Raw genomic sequence first — 14,952 nt, 5'->3', positions numbered from 1 at the left:
TGGCCCGCACCATATCCCCGAACGCGCATGGGAGGATGTGAACAAGTGTAAATTCGTACCGTGCGCGGCATCCGCCGGGCTGGACGACGCGTGCCACTCACCTTCGTCATTCCGGCGAAAGCCGGAATCCTGCCCAGAGAAAATGGCGCCAGCGAAGCTGGCAGTTTCTTGTCGCGCTGGATCCCGGCTTTCGCCGGGATGACGGCCACCTGTTGCTCAGCCGGTCGTCTCGAACAGCCGCGCCACCTCGCGGGTGAGGTCGCCGTGGCGGAAGGGCTTGGGCAGGCGCGGCAGGTCGGGTGCCTCGCCTTCGCCGAGGTCGGCATAGCCGGTGATCATCAGCACGGGCAGGCCGGGGCGCAGCGCCCGCGCCGCCTCGGCGACCGCGCTGCCGCGCATCTCGGGCATCAGATAGTCGGTGATGAGCAGATCGATCTCGGCGCCGCCGCGCAGCCGTTTGATCGCTGCGGCGCCCGAATCCTCTTCGATCACCGTGTGCCCCATCTCGCGCAGCATGTCGGCGGTGGCGGCGCGGACCAGCGGCTCGTCGTCGACCAGCAGGATCGACAGCGGTCGGATCGCCTGGATCATCTCGTCGGTCGGCTGCCAGGCGAAGGCGGCGGCCACATCGTTGGCGACGGGAAGGTAGAGATCGGCACGTGTGCCTTCGCCGGGCCGGCTGGTCAGCGTGAACGCACCGCCGAGCTGCGCGGCGAGGCCGTGCACCATCGACAGGCCGAGACCGGTGCCCTTGCCCAGTTCCTTCGTCGAATAGAAGGGCTCGACGGCGCGGCGCAGCGTTTCCTCGTCCATGCCCTCGCCGGTATCGACGACCGCCAGCCGAACATAATCGCCTTCGGGCAGGTCGGCGGGCAGCGTTTCCGGCCGGTCGATGCACAAAGTCAGCGTCCCGCCGCCCGGCATCGCGTCGCGGGCGTTGACGCAGAGGTTGAGTACCGCGAGCTCGAGCTGGTTCGGGTCGACGAGCGCGGGCGGCAGGCCGGGTTCGGCGACGATGTGCAGCTCGGTCATCGCGCCGACCGAACTGGCGACGAGGTCGCGCATTCCTTCGACGAGCGCGGCGAGATCGATGGCGCGCGTCTCCAGGGACTGCCGCCGCGCGAATCCGAGCAGCCGCTGTACCAGCGTCTTGGCGCGCTCCGCCGACTGCAGCGCGCCATCGACGAGGCGGGCGGTGCGCGGATCGTCGCCATGCTTGCGGCCGACGAGATCGAGCGCGCTGGTGATCGGGGTGAGCAGGTTGTTGAAGTCATGCGCGACGCCGCCGGTCAGCTGACCGAGCGTCTCGAGCTTCTGCGCCTCGTGGAGCTGCGCGCGGGCGCTCTCGCGCTCCTCGACCGCCGCGGTCACCCGGCGTTCGAGCGTGTCGTTCAGGTGGTGCAGCGCCTGTTCGGCGCGCCGCCGCTCGGTGATGTCCTGGAACAGCACTGCCACCTGCTTTCGGCTCGGCGGCTCGACGCGGAAAGCGGCGAGTTCGAGGAAGTGGCCGGTTTCGACCAGCTCGCGCTCGAAGCGCACCGGCGCGCCGGTCAGCAACACGTTCCGGTACATCTCGACCCAGCCGTCCGCTTCCTCACCGACCATTTCGCGCACCTTCTTGCCGACGACATCGGGGATGCCGGCGTGGCGCGTGTAGGCGGGGTTGGCCTCGACGTGGACATAATCGCTCAACGGGCCATGCGGGCCGTCGAAGAATTCGATAACGCAGAAGCCCTCGTCGAGGCTGTCGAACAGCCGGCGATAGCGCTCCTCGCTGTCGTGCAGCTCGGCGAGGCGGCTGCGCGCCTCATACTGCCGGCGCCGGCCGCGCAACGCCGATTTGCCGACGCTGACCAGCGTGGTCGGGTGAAAGGGGCGCTCGAGAAACGTGACGTTGCCCAGAACGTCGAGGTGGCGGCTCGCCGCCGGGTTGCGCTCAAGCCCGCCGCCGCGCGTCGTCAGCAGGATGAACGGCAGGTCGGACCATTCCTGCTGCTCGTCGATCCACCGGCTCAGCGGCTGCAGGTTGGCGGTGGCGATCGCCTCCTCGGTCACCACCGCGAAGGCGGCGCCCCGGTCGAGCTCGGCGATCAGCTCGGCCAGCGAGTCGCAAGCCAGTGCTTCGATGCCGGCTTCGACAAACATCGACGCGGCGATGGTCGCATCGCGCCCGCGCGGCGCCAGTACCAGCGCGCGCTCGGAGACCGTTGTCCGCTTCACGCGTCCTTGGGGTCGAGCAGGGCGCCCGCCCCGCCGACGAGCGTCGGCACGCCGCGCATCACGCCCTGGAAATTGGTCAGCGGCGCGCCGAGCGATACGCCGCGGCTGCCGAGCTGATATTCGCGAATGGTGTCTTCATGCGCGCCGGTGCGCTTTTTGATGATCGAGATGGCGCGCTTCATCCGGCCCAGTGCCTCGAAATAGCGCAGCAGGATGACGGTGTCGGCGAGATAGGTGATGTCGACCGGCGACTTCATGTCGCCGACGAGCCCGTGTTGCGCCACGGTCAGGAAGGTCGTAGCGCCCTGCCGGTTCAGATACTGCAGCAGCTCGTGCATGTGCAGGATGAGTGCCTGCTCACCGGGCATCGAGGCCTGATAGCCGTTGAGGCTGTCGATCACGATGGTCTGCGCGCCGTAAATCTCGACACATTCGCGGACGCGTTGCGAAAACTCGCCGGGAGTCAGCTCGGCGGCATCGATCTGCATCAGCGTGAGCCGCTTGCTGTCGATCATCGACTGGAGGTCGATGCCGAGCCCCTTTGCCCGCGAGATCAGCAGGCCGACCTCCTCGTCGAACACGAACATTGCCGTATGCTCGCCGCGCGCGACGGCGGTGGCGATGAAGGTGAGAGCGATGGTCGACTTGCCGGTGCCGGCCGGGCCGAGGATCAGGACGCTCGATCCGCGATCGACACCACCGCCCAGCAGTTTGTTGAATTCGTCGGAATCGGTGACCAGAACGCCGCGGCCGAACTCACGCTTGTGCTCGGCCGAAACGAGACGAGGATAAATCTCGATGCCGCCGGTGTGGATCCGGAAATCGTGATAGCCCCCGCGAAAGCGCCGGCCGCGATATTTGATGACACGCAGCCGCCGCCGCTCGGCGCCATATTCGGGTGCCAGTTCCTCCAGCCGGATGACGCCATGCGCGACGCTGTGGACCGTCTTGTCGTTGGTGTCGGTGGACAGGTCATCGAGCATCAGCACGGTGGTGTCGTGCTTGGCGAAGTAGTGCTTCAGTGCCAGCACCTGCCGCCGATAGCGCAGCGAGCTTTGTGCCAGCAGGCGAATTTCCGAGAGGCTGTCGAGCACGACGCGGTGCGGCTTCAGCCGTTCGAAAGCTTCGAACACCCGCTTGGTGGTCTCGCCGAGCTCTAGGTCGGACGAATAGAGCAGGCTCTGCTGCTGCTGGTCGTCGAGCAGGCTTTCGGGCGGCACCAGCTCGTAGATGTCGATCCCGTCGAGCGACCAGCCGTGCGAGGCGGCGCCATCGCGCAGTTCCTCCTCGGTTTCCGACAGCGTGATATAGAGGCAGCGCTCGCCGGCGGCGGCACCCGCCATCAGGAACTGCGTCGCGATGGTGGTCTTGCCGGTGCCGGGATTGCCCTCGACGAGAAACAGCCGGCCCTGCGCGAAGCCGCCGTTCAGGATGTCGTCGAGACCGGGTATATTGCTGACGACCGTGTCGGCGGCAGGTGGCGTCTGCGGCAAGCTCAATCCCTCCGTCGCCGTATGCGAGCACCGATGATTAGCATGGGTCGGCAGCGGCTTACCAGAATGACTCGCTGAGTTCGACCGAATCCAGCGGCGCCGGCGCGGCCGTGCCGACCGGAACAACGATTGTCATCTAACTGTGATCCACGCCGGCGGCTGCTCGATGCCGAACGCAGTGCGGGGGCCACCGTCAGAGCAGCTTCTTGATCGCGCCCTTCAGCTCTTCCGGCTTGGTGGTCGGCGCGTAGCGGTCGATGACCTTGCCGTTCCGGTCGATCAGGAATTTGGTGAAATTCCACTTGATCGACTCGCTGCCGAGCAGGCCGGGCGCCGCCTTCTTCAAGGTCTTGAACACCGGATGCGTGTCGGGGCCGTTCACGTCCACCTTGGCGAACATCGGGAAATCGACGCCGTAATTCTTCTGGCAGAAGGCGCCGATCTCTTCCTCGCTGCCGGGCTCCTGTGCGCCGAACTGGTTGCAGGGGAAGCCGAGGATGGTGAAGCCGTCGCCCTTGAACTCCTCATAGAGCGACTGGAGGCCTTCGTACTGGTAGGTGAAGCCGCACTTGCTCGCGGTGTTCACCACCAGCGTAACCTGCCCGGCATAGTCGGACAGTTGCTGTTCCTTGCCGTCGAGGCGTTCGGCGCTGAGGTCGTGAATTCCGGTCATGACGGTATCAGAACATGATTTCGCGGGCGGCGGAAGCGGGGGTGGCGCAACCCTATCACTAACCAGTGCCACCAACCTTGACCCACCCACGGCCGTCATCCCGGCGGAGGCCGGGATCCATGCAACGGCTGGTATGGATTCCGGCCTTCGCCGGAATGACGGATGTGGGTGGATGGCAGTGGTGGGCGGTCGCCGGATGGAGCCTACTTCAACCCCTGCGCCGTCTGCCCGCCACCGCTCGACGACAGCGACGCCATCAACGTCCCGTCGCGCTTGTACGGATCGGCGCGGAAGGCGAGGCCGCCGCCGGCTTTCGGCTCGACCGTCAGGTAGGTGATGTAGACCGGCACGCCCTTCGGCAGGTCGACACGCTCCTCGGCGCCCGCCTTGTCGGGGTCGGGCGCCTTGCCGTCGAACAGGAACCTGGCGAGGCGCGGCGCGTCGGCGAGGCGCACGCAGCCCGAGCTGAAGCGGCGCTGGTCGTTGGCGAACAGCAGCTTCTCCGGCGTGTCATGCAGATAGATGCCGTAGCGGTTGGGCAGCATGAACTTGATCTTGCCCATCATGTTGTGCGGTCCCGGCGTCTGGCGCATGCGCAGCTGCTGCTTGCCGCTCGCCACCGCCTTCCAGTCGACCTCGTCGGGCGAGAGCACGCGCGCATCGGCCTCCCAGCTGGACATCGCCTCCAGCCGGTCCTGCACAAGATACTTCTTGCCCATCGCCAGCACCCGCTCGGCGCGGATCTGCGCGAGGTCGGGCGGCAGATTCCAATAGGGGTTGAGCACCGCATGGCTGATGCGGCCGGCCATCGCCGGGGTCGGCATGTCGGGCTTGCCGACGATGACGTGCATCTGCTCGGCGACCTTGCCGTCCTCATAGGCGCGCAAGGTGGCGCCGGCGGTATCGACGACGAGGAAACGCCTGCCGGGATCGGCGGGGATGGCGCGCGCGCGTTCGAGATTGGCGCGGATCAGCCGCTCGAAGCGGCCCGGACCTTCGTTGAGCGCGGCGACGGTCTTCGGCCCCGCCGCGCCGTCGACCGGCAGGCCATGCGCCGACTGGAAGGCGCGCAGCTTGGCGGCAACGCTCTCGTCGAAGGTCGCCGGCGAGGCAGGCAGGCCCAGGCGCTCGCGCAGGCTCGCGACCCGCGCACCGGTCGCGCCGGCGCGCAGCATCGGGCCGGGCGCGACGCGCGTCGTCGGCAGGTCCGACCAAGTATCCCGATAGTCAGCGTAAGCGGCACGCAGCTCCTCATACACCGGGTTCATCCGGGTCGAGCTGGCGATATGCTTCGACAGCGTATCCGCCTTGCCGGCATTCCACAGCCACTGGCCAGGGGCATGCTTTTCGGGCGCGAGGCCGTCGTGGACATAGGCCATCTTCACGCCGTCGGCGGGGCGGTGGAGATCGGCGAGATAGCCGCCATAGGCACGGCTCAGCAGTGCTTCGGCGCGCGCCATCGCGGGGCCGTCGCCGCTTTCCGCAGCCGTCAGCGCGGCCTCGATCGCCGGCGCGCCATAGCGGTCGGGCGAAAGGCCGTCGTCGGCGGCGTTCTTCAGCCGGTCGGCGAAGCTCTTCGCATCGGCGGACGGCTTGCCGCCATCCATCCACAGCGGGCGCCAGTTCCGGCCGAGATAAAATTTCTGAAGGTCTCCGTCCCCCGATACCGCCGCCCTCAGGGCGGTTTCGAAAGCCGCTGCCGTGGCGCGCGTGGCGGCCGGTTCGGCGGCGGTGGCGCCCACCGGGGTTGCTGCGATGGTCGACAGCAAAACCCCGGCGAGGCTCCACAGGAGACCCGGCCGCCGCATGGCGGCCGGTTCCCTTGCGGTTGGCATGGCCCGGCTGTTAGCCGCGCTCGCCGGCCGTGACGGCTTCACCGGCACCCGTGGTCGGGGCCGCAACCGGCGCCGCCTTCGGCGTCACGTTGACCGTCGTGGTCGTCGAGGTGCCGTCTTCCGACGTCGTCGTGCGGGTGGTGCTCGACGGCGCCGCGCCCGGCGCGGCCGGGGTGACAACGAGGGTCGAGGCCGGGTCGCCGCTGACGTTGGCGGCGGTCTGCGCGACGGCAGCCGTACCCATCAGAAGCGTCGAAGTCGCGATGGCGATCACAAGCTTGTTGCTCATACTCTTTACTCCAAAAAGAAACTGCACTTGGGAGACTCGTTAAACAGAGAAAGCCCCTGATCTGTTCCGTGATCGTACCGACGCCGATCGCGCATTTCGGCGAATCGGGTGGCGCCGAAACGAATCTTCCAAGGATTCCAATATGGAGGCGGATTTAGCTTAGTGGACGCTGCGTGCCTGAACTTCGGCCTTTGTGGCGAGGCTGAAGCGCGGTTCGGCTGAATTGAGCGCCCCGAGCAACCGGTCGGCGGCATATTTCCCGACCATCGGCCCATGCTTGAAGCCATGGCCGGAGCCGGCGCCAACCAGCAGCAGGTTCGGGCGGGCGGGGTGAACGTCGATCAGCAGGTCGCCGTTGGAGCTGTTTTCATATTGGCAGACGCGCATCTCGTTCACCGGCGCATTCGCAAGGCCGGGGAAGCGCCGCGCCATGAACGCGCGCACGCGGATCAATCCATCCGCCGACGCCGTCCGGTCGCCCTCGTCCGGGTCGATCGGCGGGCCGTGCACGTCATGCGCGACCTTGAAGCCGCGGCCTTCGAGGTCGGGGAAGCCGTAATAGACGTCGTCGCCGTTGAAATCGGCCCAGCCGGGAAGTGCCGATGCCCCGAAGCGGCCGTCGCCGGCGGGCGGGCGGAAGAAGAACACCTCCTGCCGGGTCGGGAAGATGCGCTTGCCGAGCAGCGCCGGGAACAGCTTCGGCAGCCACGGCCCGCAGGCGAACACGAAGCGCGCCGCCGACAGCCGCTCGCCGGTGGTGGTGACGATCTCCGCCAGCGCGCCGCTGCCCTCCGCCGGCGGCGCGACCGCCGCCTGCCTGTAGGCACCGCCGGCCTTCACGAAGCGCGCGACCAGCGTCTCGACCGACCGCCGTGCCATCAGCGCCCCGAATCCGGGCTCGAGCAGCCCGATGCTGATGCCGGTGAAGTCGATCTGCGGCCAGCGCCGCTGCATCGCCGCGCCGTCCATCTCCTCGATCGGCAGGCCCAGCTCGCGGTTCACGCGCAGGCTGTCGCGGAAATAGGCGTCGGCTTTGGCTGCGAAGAACAGCACGCCGGTCTCATGAAAGATCGGCAGGCCGCTCGCTGCCGACAGCGATTTCCATTCGGGCAGCGAGTCCCGCGCCATCCGCGTGTAGACGGCGTCGGCGCCATAGCCCGCACGCGTCAGCCGCGACTCCCCGCCCGACGAGGCACGCGCATGCGCCGGCGCCCAGGCGTCGAGCAGCAGCACCTTCTCGCCGCGCCGCCGCAGCATCTCCGCCGTCCACGCCCCGAATACGCCGGCGCCGACGACGATGGTATCGGGGCGGTTTTGCGCCAGCGCCGGGGCGGCGAGCGTCGCCGCACCGGCGGCCAGCAGGGTACGACGGTCGAGCTTCGGCATGATCTTTCCCCCACGAAGAAAGGGCCGGCGTTGCGGCCGGCCCTTCCAGTCTAGCGCAACTCGGTCAGAACGCCTTGCGCAGGGTGATGCCGTAGGTACGCGGCGCGCCGACCTGGAAGCCGAGGCGGGCGCGGCCGCCGCGTTCGCGGTCGAAGGACAGCAGCGCGTTCTCGTCGAAGATGTTGTTGACGTAGGCGATGATGTCGAGGCCGTCCTGAAGCTCGACGCCCGCCGACAGGTTGACCAGTTGGTAGTCGGGCAGCTTCAGGTTGACGATCGTCGCCTGCGCGCCCGTGGCGCCGCCGAACGGCAGGCCCGAGACAAAGCTGCGCGGATTGCCTTCCTGGTCGCTCGGCTGCGTGTACCGGTTGCCGACATGCTGGAACGACGCCGAAATGAAGGCATCGCCGCCACCCATCATGTCGATGGGGGTGCTGTAGGTCGCGCTCGCCGACAGCTGGAACTTCGGCACCGACGGCAGCCGGTTGCCCTCGCGGATGCCGCCCAACACCGCCCCGGTGCCGTCGGCGACGGTCGAGTCGAACTCCGACTCGATCAGGCTGCCCGACAGCGCGAAGTCGAGGCCCTCCGCCGCATTGGCGTTGAGCTCGAACTCGATGCCCTTGGTGTGCGCCTTCGGCACGTTGAACACGACGCGCGACGAGCAGGAGCCGGCATCGAGGGTGACCTGGAGATTCTTGATGTCGGTGTAGAAGGCGGCGGCGCTGAAGCGCAGCGGGCCCGACGAGCCCTTCACGCCCGCCTCATAGTTCCACAGCGTCTCGTCGTCATAGCTCTGGTAGCCGCCGAAGATCGCGGCGTCCTGCGGGCTGCAGAGCGGCAGGTTGAGCGGATCGTTGACACCGCCCAACCGGAAGCCCTTCGACGCCTGCGCGTTGAAGGTGACATTGTCCGACGCCTCGTAGCTCAAGAGCACGCGCGGGGTGAAGCCGTCCGACTTGGTGCTGTCCTGCCGGTTGTCGCCATTGGCGAACAGGCCGCCGGAGACGAAGCGCCGGTCTTCCTTGAAGTCGTAATAGCGGCCGCCGGCGGTGACGGTGAACTGCTCGGTGACGTCGTAGCTCAGTTCGCCGAAGATCGCCTTCTGCTTGATGTCGTAGGGCAGGTCGGCGTTGTAGGGCGAGTTGGCCGGGAAGCCGTTCGCCACCGCCGCCGAGGTGCCGGCGCCGAGCGTGGCGTTGGTGAAGGCGTCATAGCCTGGGGTCGGCAGCCGCTGTGTGTAGTCGCGGTTGATGTCCGAATAGAAGCCGCCGATCAGCCACTGCAGCGGGCCGTCGTTATCCGAGGCGAGGCGCAGCTCCTGCGTGATCGTCTCGAGCGCGGTGGTATCGACGAGGTTCGACGGCAGCAGCACCGCGGCGGCCGGGAAGCCGAGATCGACCGACACCGATCCGGTCAGCGCGCTGGCGTCGCGGCTGGCGACGATGTCGCGGTCGATGTAGCTGGTCACCGAGGTGAGCGTCGCGCCGCCGAGGCCGACGCTCGCGGTCAGGTCGGCGAGCAGCGTCTCGTCCTTGAAGCTCTCGTCGAGCAGCAGATATTGCTCGCGCTCGCCGAAGGTCACCGCCGGGCGCGTGGTGGTGAAGGGGTTGGCGTAGAGGTTGAACACCTCCTGCCGGTTGTACCCGTCGGCTTCGATCTCCTGATAGACGATGCGCGGCGTGATGGTGACGTCGTCGGTCGGCATGAAAGAGAGGGCGAGGCGACCGCCGGTGCGGCTGCCCGAATTGACGTCCTTGTCGATGCCGCCGCCCTCGCGCCGCGCGTCGATGAAGCCGCCATATTCCGTGTGATAGCCGACAGCGCGCACCGCGGCCTTGTCGGACAGCGGCAGGTTGATCGCGCCCTTCAGATGGCCGCCGATGTCATTGCCGTCGACGAGGTTGAGGTTGCCCTCCAGCAGCCCTTCGACCGCGTCGGGGTTCGGCTGGTTGGTGATGTAGCGGATCGTGCCGCCGACCGAGCCCGAGCCGAACAGCGTTCCCTGCGGCCCGCGCAAGGTCTCGACGCGGTTCAGATCGAACAGGTCGAGGTCGGGGGTGAACAGCGACAGCGAGACGACGCTCTCGTCGAGGTAGACGCCGACCTGCTCCTTCACGCCGGGCTGGTCGCGGACGACCTGGCCGGCGGAGACGCCGCGCACCGACACCTGGCTCTGCCCCGGCCCGAGGTTCTGGATGCTCAAGCCCGCGACGTTGCGCGACAGATCCTCGAGCGTGGTCGCGCCCGACCGCTGGATGTCCTCCTGCGTCTGCGCGTTGATCGAAAACGGCACGTCCTGGATGTTCGACGCCCGTTTGGTCGCGGTGACGATGATCTCCTCGCCCGCCACATCTTCGTCTGCAGCGGTGCTGGTGGTCTGCGCACGAGCCGGCATCGCGGCGAGCGCGATCAGCGACGTGGTGGCGATGAGGGCAAGAGTCCGACGGCTGCGAACGGTCATAACGATACTCCCCAAGTCTTGTTATAATCCCGAAACGGTATCGGTGTTCGCGGAACGCACACAACCTAGGTGGGATGCGGTAGTGTGGCGAAAGCTGTTCACCTGTTGCGGGATTGTTACAGAGCTCGGTCCCTAATAGTCGAAGGCCGGGATCCATACCGGCCGACGGCTGGATCCCGGCCTTCGCCGGGATGACGAACGTGGGAGGGCAACTTAAGATTGAAGCCATGACGCACCCGCTCGATCGCCCCGTCTGGTCCACGCTCACCACCCGCCACGCAGCCCTCGCGGTCGGCGATGCGCGGGCGTGGCGGATCGATCCGACGGTCGGGCCGTTCGCCGCCGCGGCCGATGCCTCGCCGGAGAACCTTTCGGCGCTGGCCGCGCTGCTGCCGGCGGATGAGGAGTTCTGGCTGGTCGAGGGCGAGGCGCTGCCGCTGCCGCCGGGCGTCAGGGTCACCCGCGAAGCGGCGCTCGACCAGATGGTGGCGGAGGCCGTCGCGCCGCCGACTGCGACGTTCGAGATCATCCCCCTCGGCGATGCCGACGCGCCCGAGATGCTGGCGCTGGCGACGCTGACCCAGCCCGGCCCGTTCCGTGACCACACCCACCGCCTCGGCGGCTTCGTCGGGGTGAAGGAGGAGGGCCGGCTCGTCGCGATGGCGGGCCAGCGGATGAAGGTGCCGGGCTTCACCGAAGTGAGCGGCGTCTGCACCCATCCCGACCATCGCGGCCGGGGCTATGCGGCGCAGCTGATGCGCGCCGTCGGCGGCGCCATCGTGGCGCGCGGCGAGGCGGCGTTCCTGCACGTTTATCCGACGAACGAAGGCGCCATCGCGCTCTACAAGACGCTCGGCTTCCGCCGCCGGCGCGGCATGGACATGCAGATCGTCATGCGCGGCTGATACTTCCGCTTGTCGCAAGGGCCTCTGCCGTGGAGAATGGCAGGCGAGTAGGGCGGCGGGGTCGCAGCCGATGTCGGGTGGAGTCGGGCGGGAGGCGGCGTCGAGCCGGATCCTCGCCACCGAGATGCGCAATGAAACGCCGGGCAGCCTGATCGGCCTGCTCGGGCTGTCGGCCGTCACCACCTATATCCACTTCGCTTTCCGCCCCTATGTCGATCGCTTCACGCTCGACCTGTGGACCTTCGCGATGGCGGGATTCCTCACCGTCTGGTTGCTGGCGCTGATCATCGTCTGGCGGCGGCGGCCGAGCGACGAGGAGATGCTGCTGGTCTGGGCGCCGGGCGGCAAGATCACCACGACCTTTTGCAATATCGCCGTTGCGGCGAGCGTCTGGCTGCTCCTGCCGCATGCGCCCGACGGGCTGCGGCTGCTGATGATCGTGCTCTACCTCTGTTACCAGATCGTCCAGCTCTCGATCGCCACCGAGGGGACGCAGGTCGCATCGAGCGCGGTCATCATGGTGATGGGGTCGTTGGTCGTCTGGGTCGCGACCTCGGGCGAGCCCTGGTCGATCCCGCTCGCGCTGTTTCTGACGATGATCGGCGCGATGCTGCTGGGGGTTCGCCGCCTGATCCGCGCCAATGTCGTCGCGGCGGAGATGGCGAAACTGCGCAGCGAGGAGAGCGAGGTGCGCACCCGCGAGGCGCTGGCGGTGGTGGCGGCGGAGCGCGACGCGCGCACCCGCTTCATCCGCGCCGCCTCGCATGATCTCGCCCAGCCGCTGCAGGCGGCGCGGCTGTTCTTCGATCGCTACCGCGAGACCGGCGACGAGCGGCAGGCAGCGGGCGTCACCCGCGCTTTCGCCTCCACCTCGGCGCTGCTCGACGCGATGCTGACCCATCTGAAGCTCGAGGCCGGCGCGGTGAGCGCCGATCCGCAGCCACTCGACGCCGACCTGTTCATCGCGGCCCTCGCCTTCGACCAGAGCCCCGCCGCGGGCGAGGCCGGCATGCACCTGCGCACGCCGCGCAGCCGGCTCGCCGTCACCGCCGATCCGCACCTGCTGAAGCGCGCGCTCGACAATCTCGTCGCCAATGCGCTGCGCCATTCGAAGGGCGAAAGCGTGCTGGTCACCGCCCGCCGGGCCCGCGAAGGGCGCGTGCGCTTCTGGGTACTCGATGACGGTGAAGGGGTCGAAGCGGGCGTCGCGCCCCGGCTGTTCGAGGATTTTGCGCAAGGGTCGGGCAGCAGCGGCTTCGGGATCGGCCTCGCGTCGGTGGCGAAGCTCGCAGCGGCGATGGGCGGCAGCGCCGGTCATGACCCGCGCTGGCGGTCGGGCAGCGCTTTCTGGATCGAGCTCCCTGCCGCCGAAATGCCGGCCGGCGCGCTGAGCGTTGCGGCATGAGCCCTTCGCGCATCCTGATCTGCGACGACCATCCGATGGTCCGCCACTCGCTGACCGCCACCGTGACGCGGCTGTGGCCAGAGGCGGAGCTGCTCGAGGCGGGCGACTATCCGACCGCCTGGGCGCTCGCGGCCCGCGCGCCCGATCTGATCCTCGCCGACCTCGGCATGCCCGGTGCCATCGCGCTCGAAGGCGTGCGCGAGATGCTGGCGCGGGCGCCCGACGCGCGCTGCCTCGTCATTACCGGGTCGGATGAGGATGCCACCGCCGCGCAGCTCGCCGCAGTTGGCGTCGACGGGCTGGTGCGCAAGACCGCGACGACGGCGGTGATCGAGGCGGCGATGGCGCTGGTCGCCGGTGGTGGCCGCTACATGCCCGCGCACATCATGGCGGTGCCGGTCAGCCGCCCGGCGCCGGTCGTGCGCACCGAGGTGACGCTCACCGACCGGCAGCGCGAGGTGCTGCGGCTGATGGCGGAAGGGCAGACGAACAAGGATATCGGCCGCCAGCTCGGCATCGCGCCCGATACGGTGAAGACGCATGTGTCGCAGATTTTCGGGCTGCTCGGAGCGCTCAACCGCGCCGACGCCTGCATGAAGGGTAAGTCGCTCGGCGTAATCTGAAACCCTTGGGGAAGGGGAATGGGCCGCATGACGCTCGACCAATATTTCGTCGCCACCAACGTCGTGGCGGGCATCGGCTGGCTGATGCTGCTGGCGGCACCGCTCAACCGGCCGCTAATGGTGATGCTCGCGCGCACCGCCGGCGTGCTGCTGGCGGTGTCCTATGTGGTGCTGTTCGTGATGGCATGGCGCAGCGCCGAAGGCTTCGCGGCCACCTATTCGCTACCCGGCATCGCGGCCTTCTTCGACGTGCCGGGTTTCGTGCTCGTCGGCTGGATCCACTATCTGGCGTTCGACCTGTGGGTCGGCTCGTGGGAAGTGGAAGAGGCGGGCCGCTCGCGGCTGGCGCACTGGCTGGTCGTGCCGTGCCTGTTCTTTACCTATCTGCTCGGGCCGGTGGGGCTGCTGCTCTTCCTGCTGCTGCGCATGGTGGCAGCGAAGAAGCGGTAGGCTTCCTCCGCCACAGCCACACACCCAACCCGTCATACCGGCGAAAGCCGGTATCCAGTCGAACGCTGGTCTGGATACCGGCTTTCGCCGGTATGACGGCTGGTGGTTAGAGAGGGGCTTTCGCTACTCCGCCGCTTCCCTTTGCGGCTCGCCCCACAGATGGCTGCGGTAGCGCGCGAAGCAGCGGGCGCCGCACGACAGGCGCATCAGCGCGCCCTCGGCGATGTAGCGGGCGGCTTCCGGCCGCTCGCTGACCAGCGGCCACAGCACTTCGGCGTCCCACGCCTCGCTGTGTTTGATGTCGAGCACGGCGTGCAGGTCGAAATACAGCCGTTCCTTGTTGGAGAAGCCGAGGCGGCGCAGGCCCTTCGCCACCAGCGCGGTGCGCCCCGGCGCGGTCAGCTCGACGACGCCGAGCGCGCCGATCGAATGATAGGCGTAGCGGCGCGCCGTCGCGAAGGCGACCATGGTGTTGGCGAGCGCCAGGCTCTCCCACGCCGTTGCCTCAATGGTCGGGCGGATCTGCAAGGAGACGGCGAGGGCGTCGAGCAGCGGGCCGTGCATGCCCTTGATGTTGCCGCGGCCCATCTCGTCCCAATAATTGTTCGCCAGCTCCATCTTGGCGCGCGGCGGCATCTTGATCTGCGTCATCGCGACGAGATCGTCGAAGCCCGCTTCGCCGGCGACCTCCTGCGTGATGAACCATTTCATTTCATCGCGGCGTGCGTCTTCGGCGAGCCACGGGAACAGCGCGTCGCCCTGGCCGGGGCCGTTCGCCTTCAGGGCTTCGAACCATTCGACGAACTTGTCCGGATCGGTCGGCGCCTGCGCGGCCCAGTCGGCGACGGCGGCGCGCTCGCTCTCGATCCATTCGCCTTCGAGCCGGCGCATCTCCACCTCATGTGTCATGTCCGCCTGCCAGTCGGCATCCGGCGTCGCCACCGCGAGCCGGGCGCGGTTGAAGTAGGACAGGCGTCGGTGAAAGCCGGTCGGATCGGCCACATGGGCCGGAATGGCGCTCGCGCGGTTCGCGGCGCGGGGTGGAAAATCGTTATACATGGGCACCTTGCTCGACGTGGGGCTCGACGTTGGGGGTTCGGCGCGAACCTCATTATGCCGAGTCAACGGAGGGGGCGGCGTCAGGTTCCGACTCTGCGGCCATTGGTCCGGTGCCGAACCAAGTCACTGCAAACCCACATCGTCATTCCG

12 protein-coding genes are annotated in these 14,952 nt (G+C 67.9%); 4 read left to right on the top strand and 8 right to left on the bottom strand.

The window, feature by feature from the left end; translation table 11 throughout:
- Positions 1-216 precede the first annotated feature (216 nt).
- The 7 genes from ACFOMD_RS00615 to ACFOMD_RS00585 form a co-directional block, all read right to left on the bottom strand.
- Positions 217-2,220 (bottom strand): ATP-binding protein, encoded by a 2,004-nt coding sequence (locus ACFOMD_RS00615; RefSeq protein ID WP_380855218.1) that lies wholly within the window; start codon positions 2,218-2,220, stop codon positions 217-219.
- Positions 2,217-3,671, bottom strand: coding sequence for an ATPase domain-containing protein (locus ACFOMD_RS00610; protein ID WP_380856684.1), 1,455 nt, complete (start codon positions 3,669-3,671; stop codon positions 2,217-2,219). The genes ACFOMD_RS00615 and ACFOMD_RS00610 overlap by 4 nt, the downstream gene beginning before the upstream one ends.
- 235 nt (positions 3,672-3,906) lie before the next feature.
- Positions 3,907-4,386 carry a glutathione peroxidase gene (locus tag ACFOMD_RS00605; RefSeq protein WP_380855215.1) on the bottom strand — a complete coding sequence of 160 codons (480 nt, stop codon included), beginning with the start codon at positions 4,384-4,386 and terminating at the stop codon, positions 3,907-3,909.
- Between the two features lie 203 nt (positions 4,387-4,589).
- A complete protein-coding gene (locus ACFOMD_RS00600; protein ID WP_380855212.1) occupies positions 4,590-6,194 on the bottom strand; it encodes a L,D-transpeptidase family protein in 1,605 nt (534 codons plus the stop codon).
- A 37-nt stretch (positions 6,195-6,231) separates the two neighbouring features.
- Positions 6,232-6,510, bottom strand: coding sequence for a hypothetical protein (locus tag ACFOMD_RS00595; protein ID WP_380855209.1), 279 nt, complete (start codon positions 6,508-6,510; stop codon positions 6,232-6,234).
- 159 nt (positions 6,511-6,669) lie between these two features.
- Complete coding sequence (locus tag ACFOMD_RS00590) at positions 6,670-7,896, bottom strand: FAD-dependent oxidoreductase (RefSeq protein ID WP_380855206.1); 1,227 nt, start codon at positions 7,894-7,896, stop codon at positions 6,670-6,672.
- Positions 7,897-7,960: 64 nt separating this feature from the next.
- Entirely contained in the window at positions 7,961-10,360 is a 2,400-nt protein-coding gene (locus tag ACFOMD_RS00585) for a TonB-dependent receptor (RefSeq protein ID WP_380855203.1), read from the bottom strand.
- A 227-nt stretch (positions 10,361-10,587) separates the two neighbouring features.
- Here ACFOMD_RS00585 and ACFOMD_RS00580 point away from each other — a divergent pair, with 227 nt between their 5' ends.
- The 4 genes from ACFOMD_RS00580 to ACFOMD_RS00565 all read left to right on the top strand — a co-directional run bounded on the left by ACFOMD_RS00580 (position 10,588) and on the right by ACFOMD_RS00565 (position 13,743).
- Complete coding sequence (locus tag ACFOMD_RS00580; RefSeq protein ID WP_380855200.1) at positions 10,588-11,265, top strand: GNAT family N-acetyltransferase; 678 nt, start codon at positions 10,588-10,590, stop codon at positions 11,263-11,265.
- Positions 11,266-11,335: 70 nt separating this feature from the next.
- Entirely contained in the window at positions 11,336-12,670 is a 1,335-nt protein-coding gene (locus ACFOMD_RS00575) for a sensor histidine kinase (RefSeq protein WP_380855197.1), read from the top strand.
- Positions 12,667-13,293, top strand: a complete 627-nt coding sequence (locus tag ACFOMD_RS00570) for a LuxR C-terminal-related transcriptional regulator (protein ID WP_380855194.1) — start codon at positions 12,667-12,669, stop codon at positions 13,291-13,293. Before ACFOMD_RS00575 ends, ACFOMD_RS00570 begins: the two co-directional genes overlap by 4 nt.
- Positions 13,294-13,311: 18 nt before the next feature.
- On the top strand, positions 13,312-13,743 hold the full coding sequence (locus ACFOMD_RS00565; RefSeq protein ID WP_380855191.1) for an abscisic acid-deficient protein Aba4 family protein: 432 nt from the start codon (positions 13,312-13,314) through the stop codon (positions 13,741-13,743).
- 123 nt (positions 13,744-13,866) lie between these two features.
- Here ACFOMD_RS00565 and ACFOMD_RS00560 read toward each other — a convergent pair whose 3' ends face one another.
- Positions 13,867-14,802, bottom strand: coding sequence for an iron-containing redox enzyme family protein (locus tag ACFOMD_RS00560; protein WP_380855188.1), 936 nt, complete (start codon positions 14,800-14,802; stop codon positions 13,867-13,869).
- Positions 14,803-14,952: the final 150 nt, after the last annotated feature.

The sequence above is a fragment of the Sphingoaurantiacus capsulatus genome, assembly GCF_042648405.1.
Taxonomy (GTDB): Bacteria; Pseudomonadota; Alphaproteobacteria; order Sphingomonadales; family Sphingomonadaceae; genus Sphingoaurantiacus; species Sphingoaurantiacus capsulatus.
Note: the sequence above shows the minus strand (reverse complement) of the source record. Positions and strands in the feature narration are given on the sequence as shown.

Bases quoted from the DNA above. Each gene is read 5' to 3' on its own strand.
- ACFOMD_RS00590 (WP_380855206.1), bottom strand. From the start codon at position 7,896: ATGCCGAAGCTCGACCGTCGTACCCTGCTGGCCGCCGGTGCGGCGACG.
- ACFOMD_RS00570 (WP_380855194.1), top strand. From the start codon at position 12,667: ATGAGCCCTTCGCGCATCCTGATCTGCGACGACCATCCGATGGTCCGC.
- ACFOMD_RS00595 (WP_380855209.1), bottom strand. From the start codon at position 6,510: ATGAGCAACAAGCTTGTGATCGCCATCGCGACTTCGACGCTTCTGATG.
- ACFOMD_RS00585 (WP_380855203.1), bottom strand. From the start codon at position 10,360: ATGACCGTTCGCAGCCGTCGGACTCTTGCCCTCATCGCCACCACGTCG.
- ACFOMD_RS00605 (WP_380855215.1), bottom strand. From the start codon at position 4,386: ATGACCGGAATTCACGACCTCAGCGCCGAACGCCTCGACGGCAAGGAA.
- ACFOMD_RS00575 (WP_380855197.1), top strand. From the start codon at position 11,336: ATGTCGGGTGGAGTCGGGCGGGAGGCGGCGTCGAGCCGGATCCTCGCC.
- ACFOMD_RS00580 (WP_380855200.1), top strand. From the start codon at position 10,588: ATGACGCACCCGCTCGATCGCCCCGTCTGGTCCACGCTCACCACCCGC.
- ACFOMD_RS00560 (WP_380855188.1), bottom strand. From the start codon at position 14,802: ATGTATAACGATTTTCCACCCCGCGCCGCGAACCGCGCGAGCGCCATT.
- ACFOMD_RS00600 (WP_380855212.1), bottom strand. From the start codon at position 6,194: ATGCGGCGGCCGGGTCTCCTGTGGAGCCTCGCCGGGGTTTTGCTGTCG.
- ACFOMD_RS00565 (WP_380855191.1), top strand. From the start codon at position 13,312: ATGGGCCGCATGACGCTCGACCAATATTTCGTCGCCACCAACGTCGTG.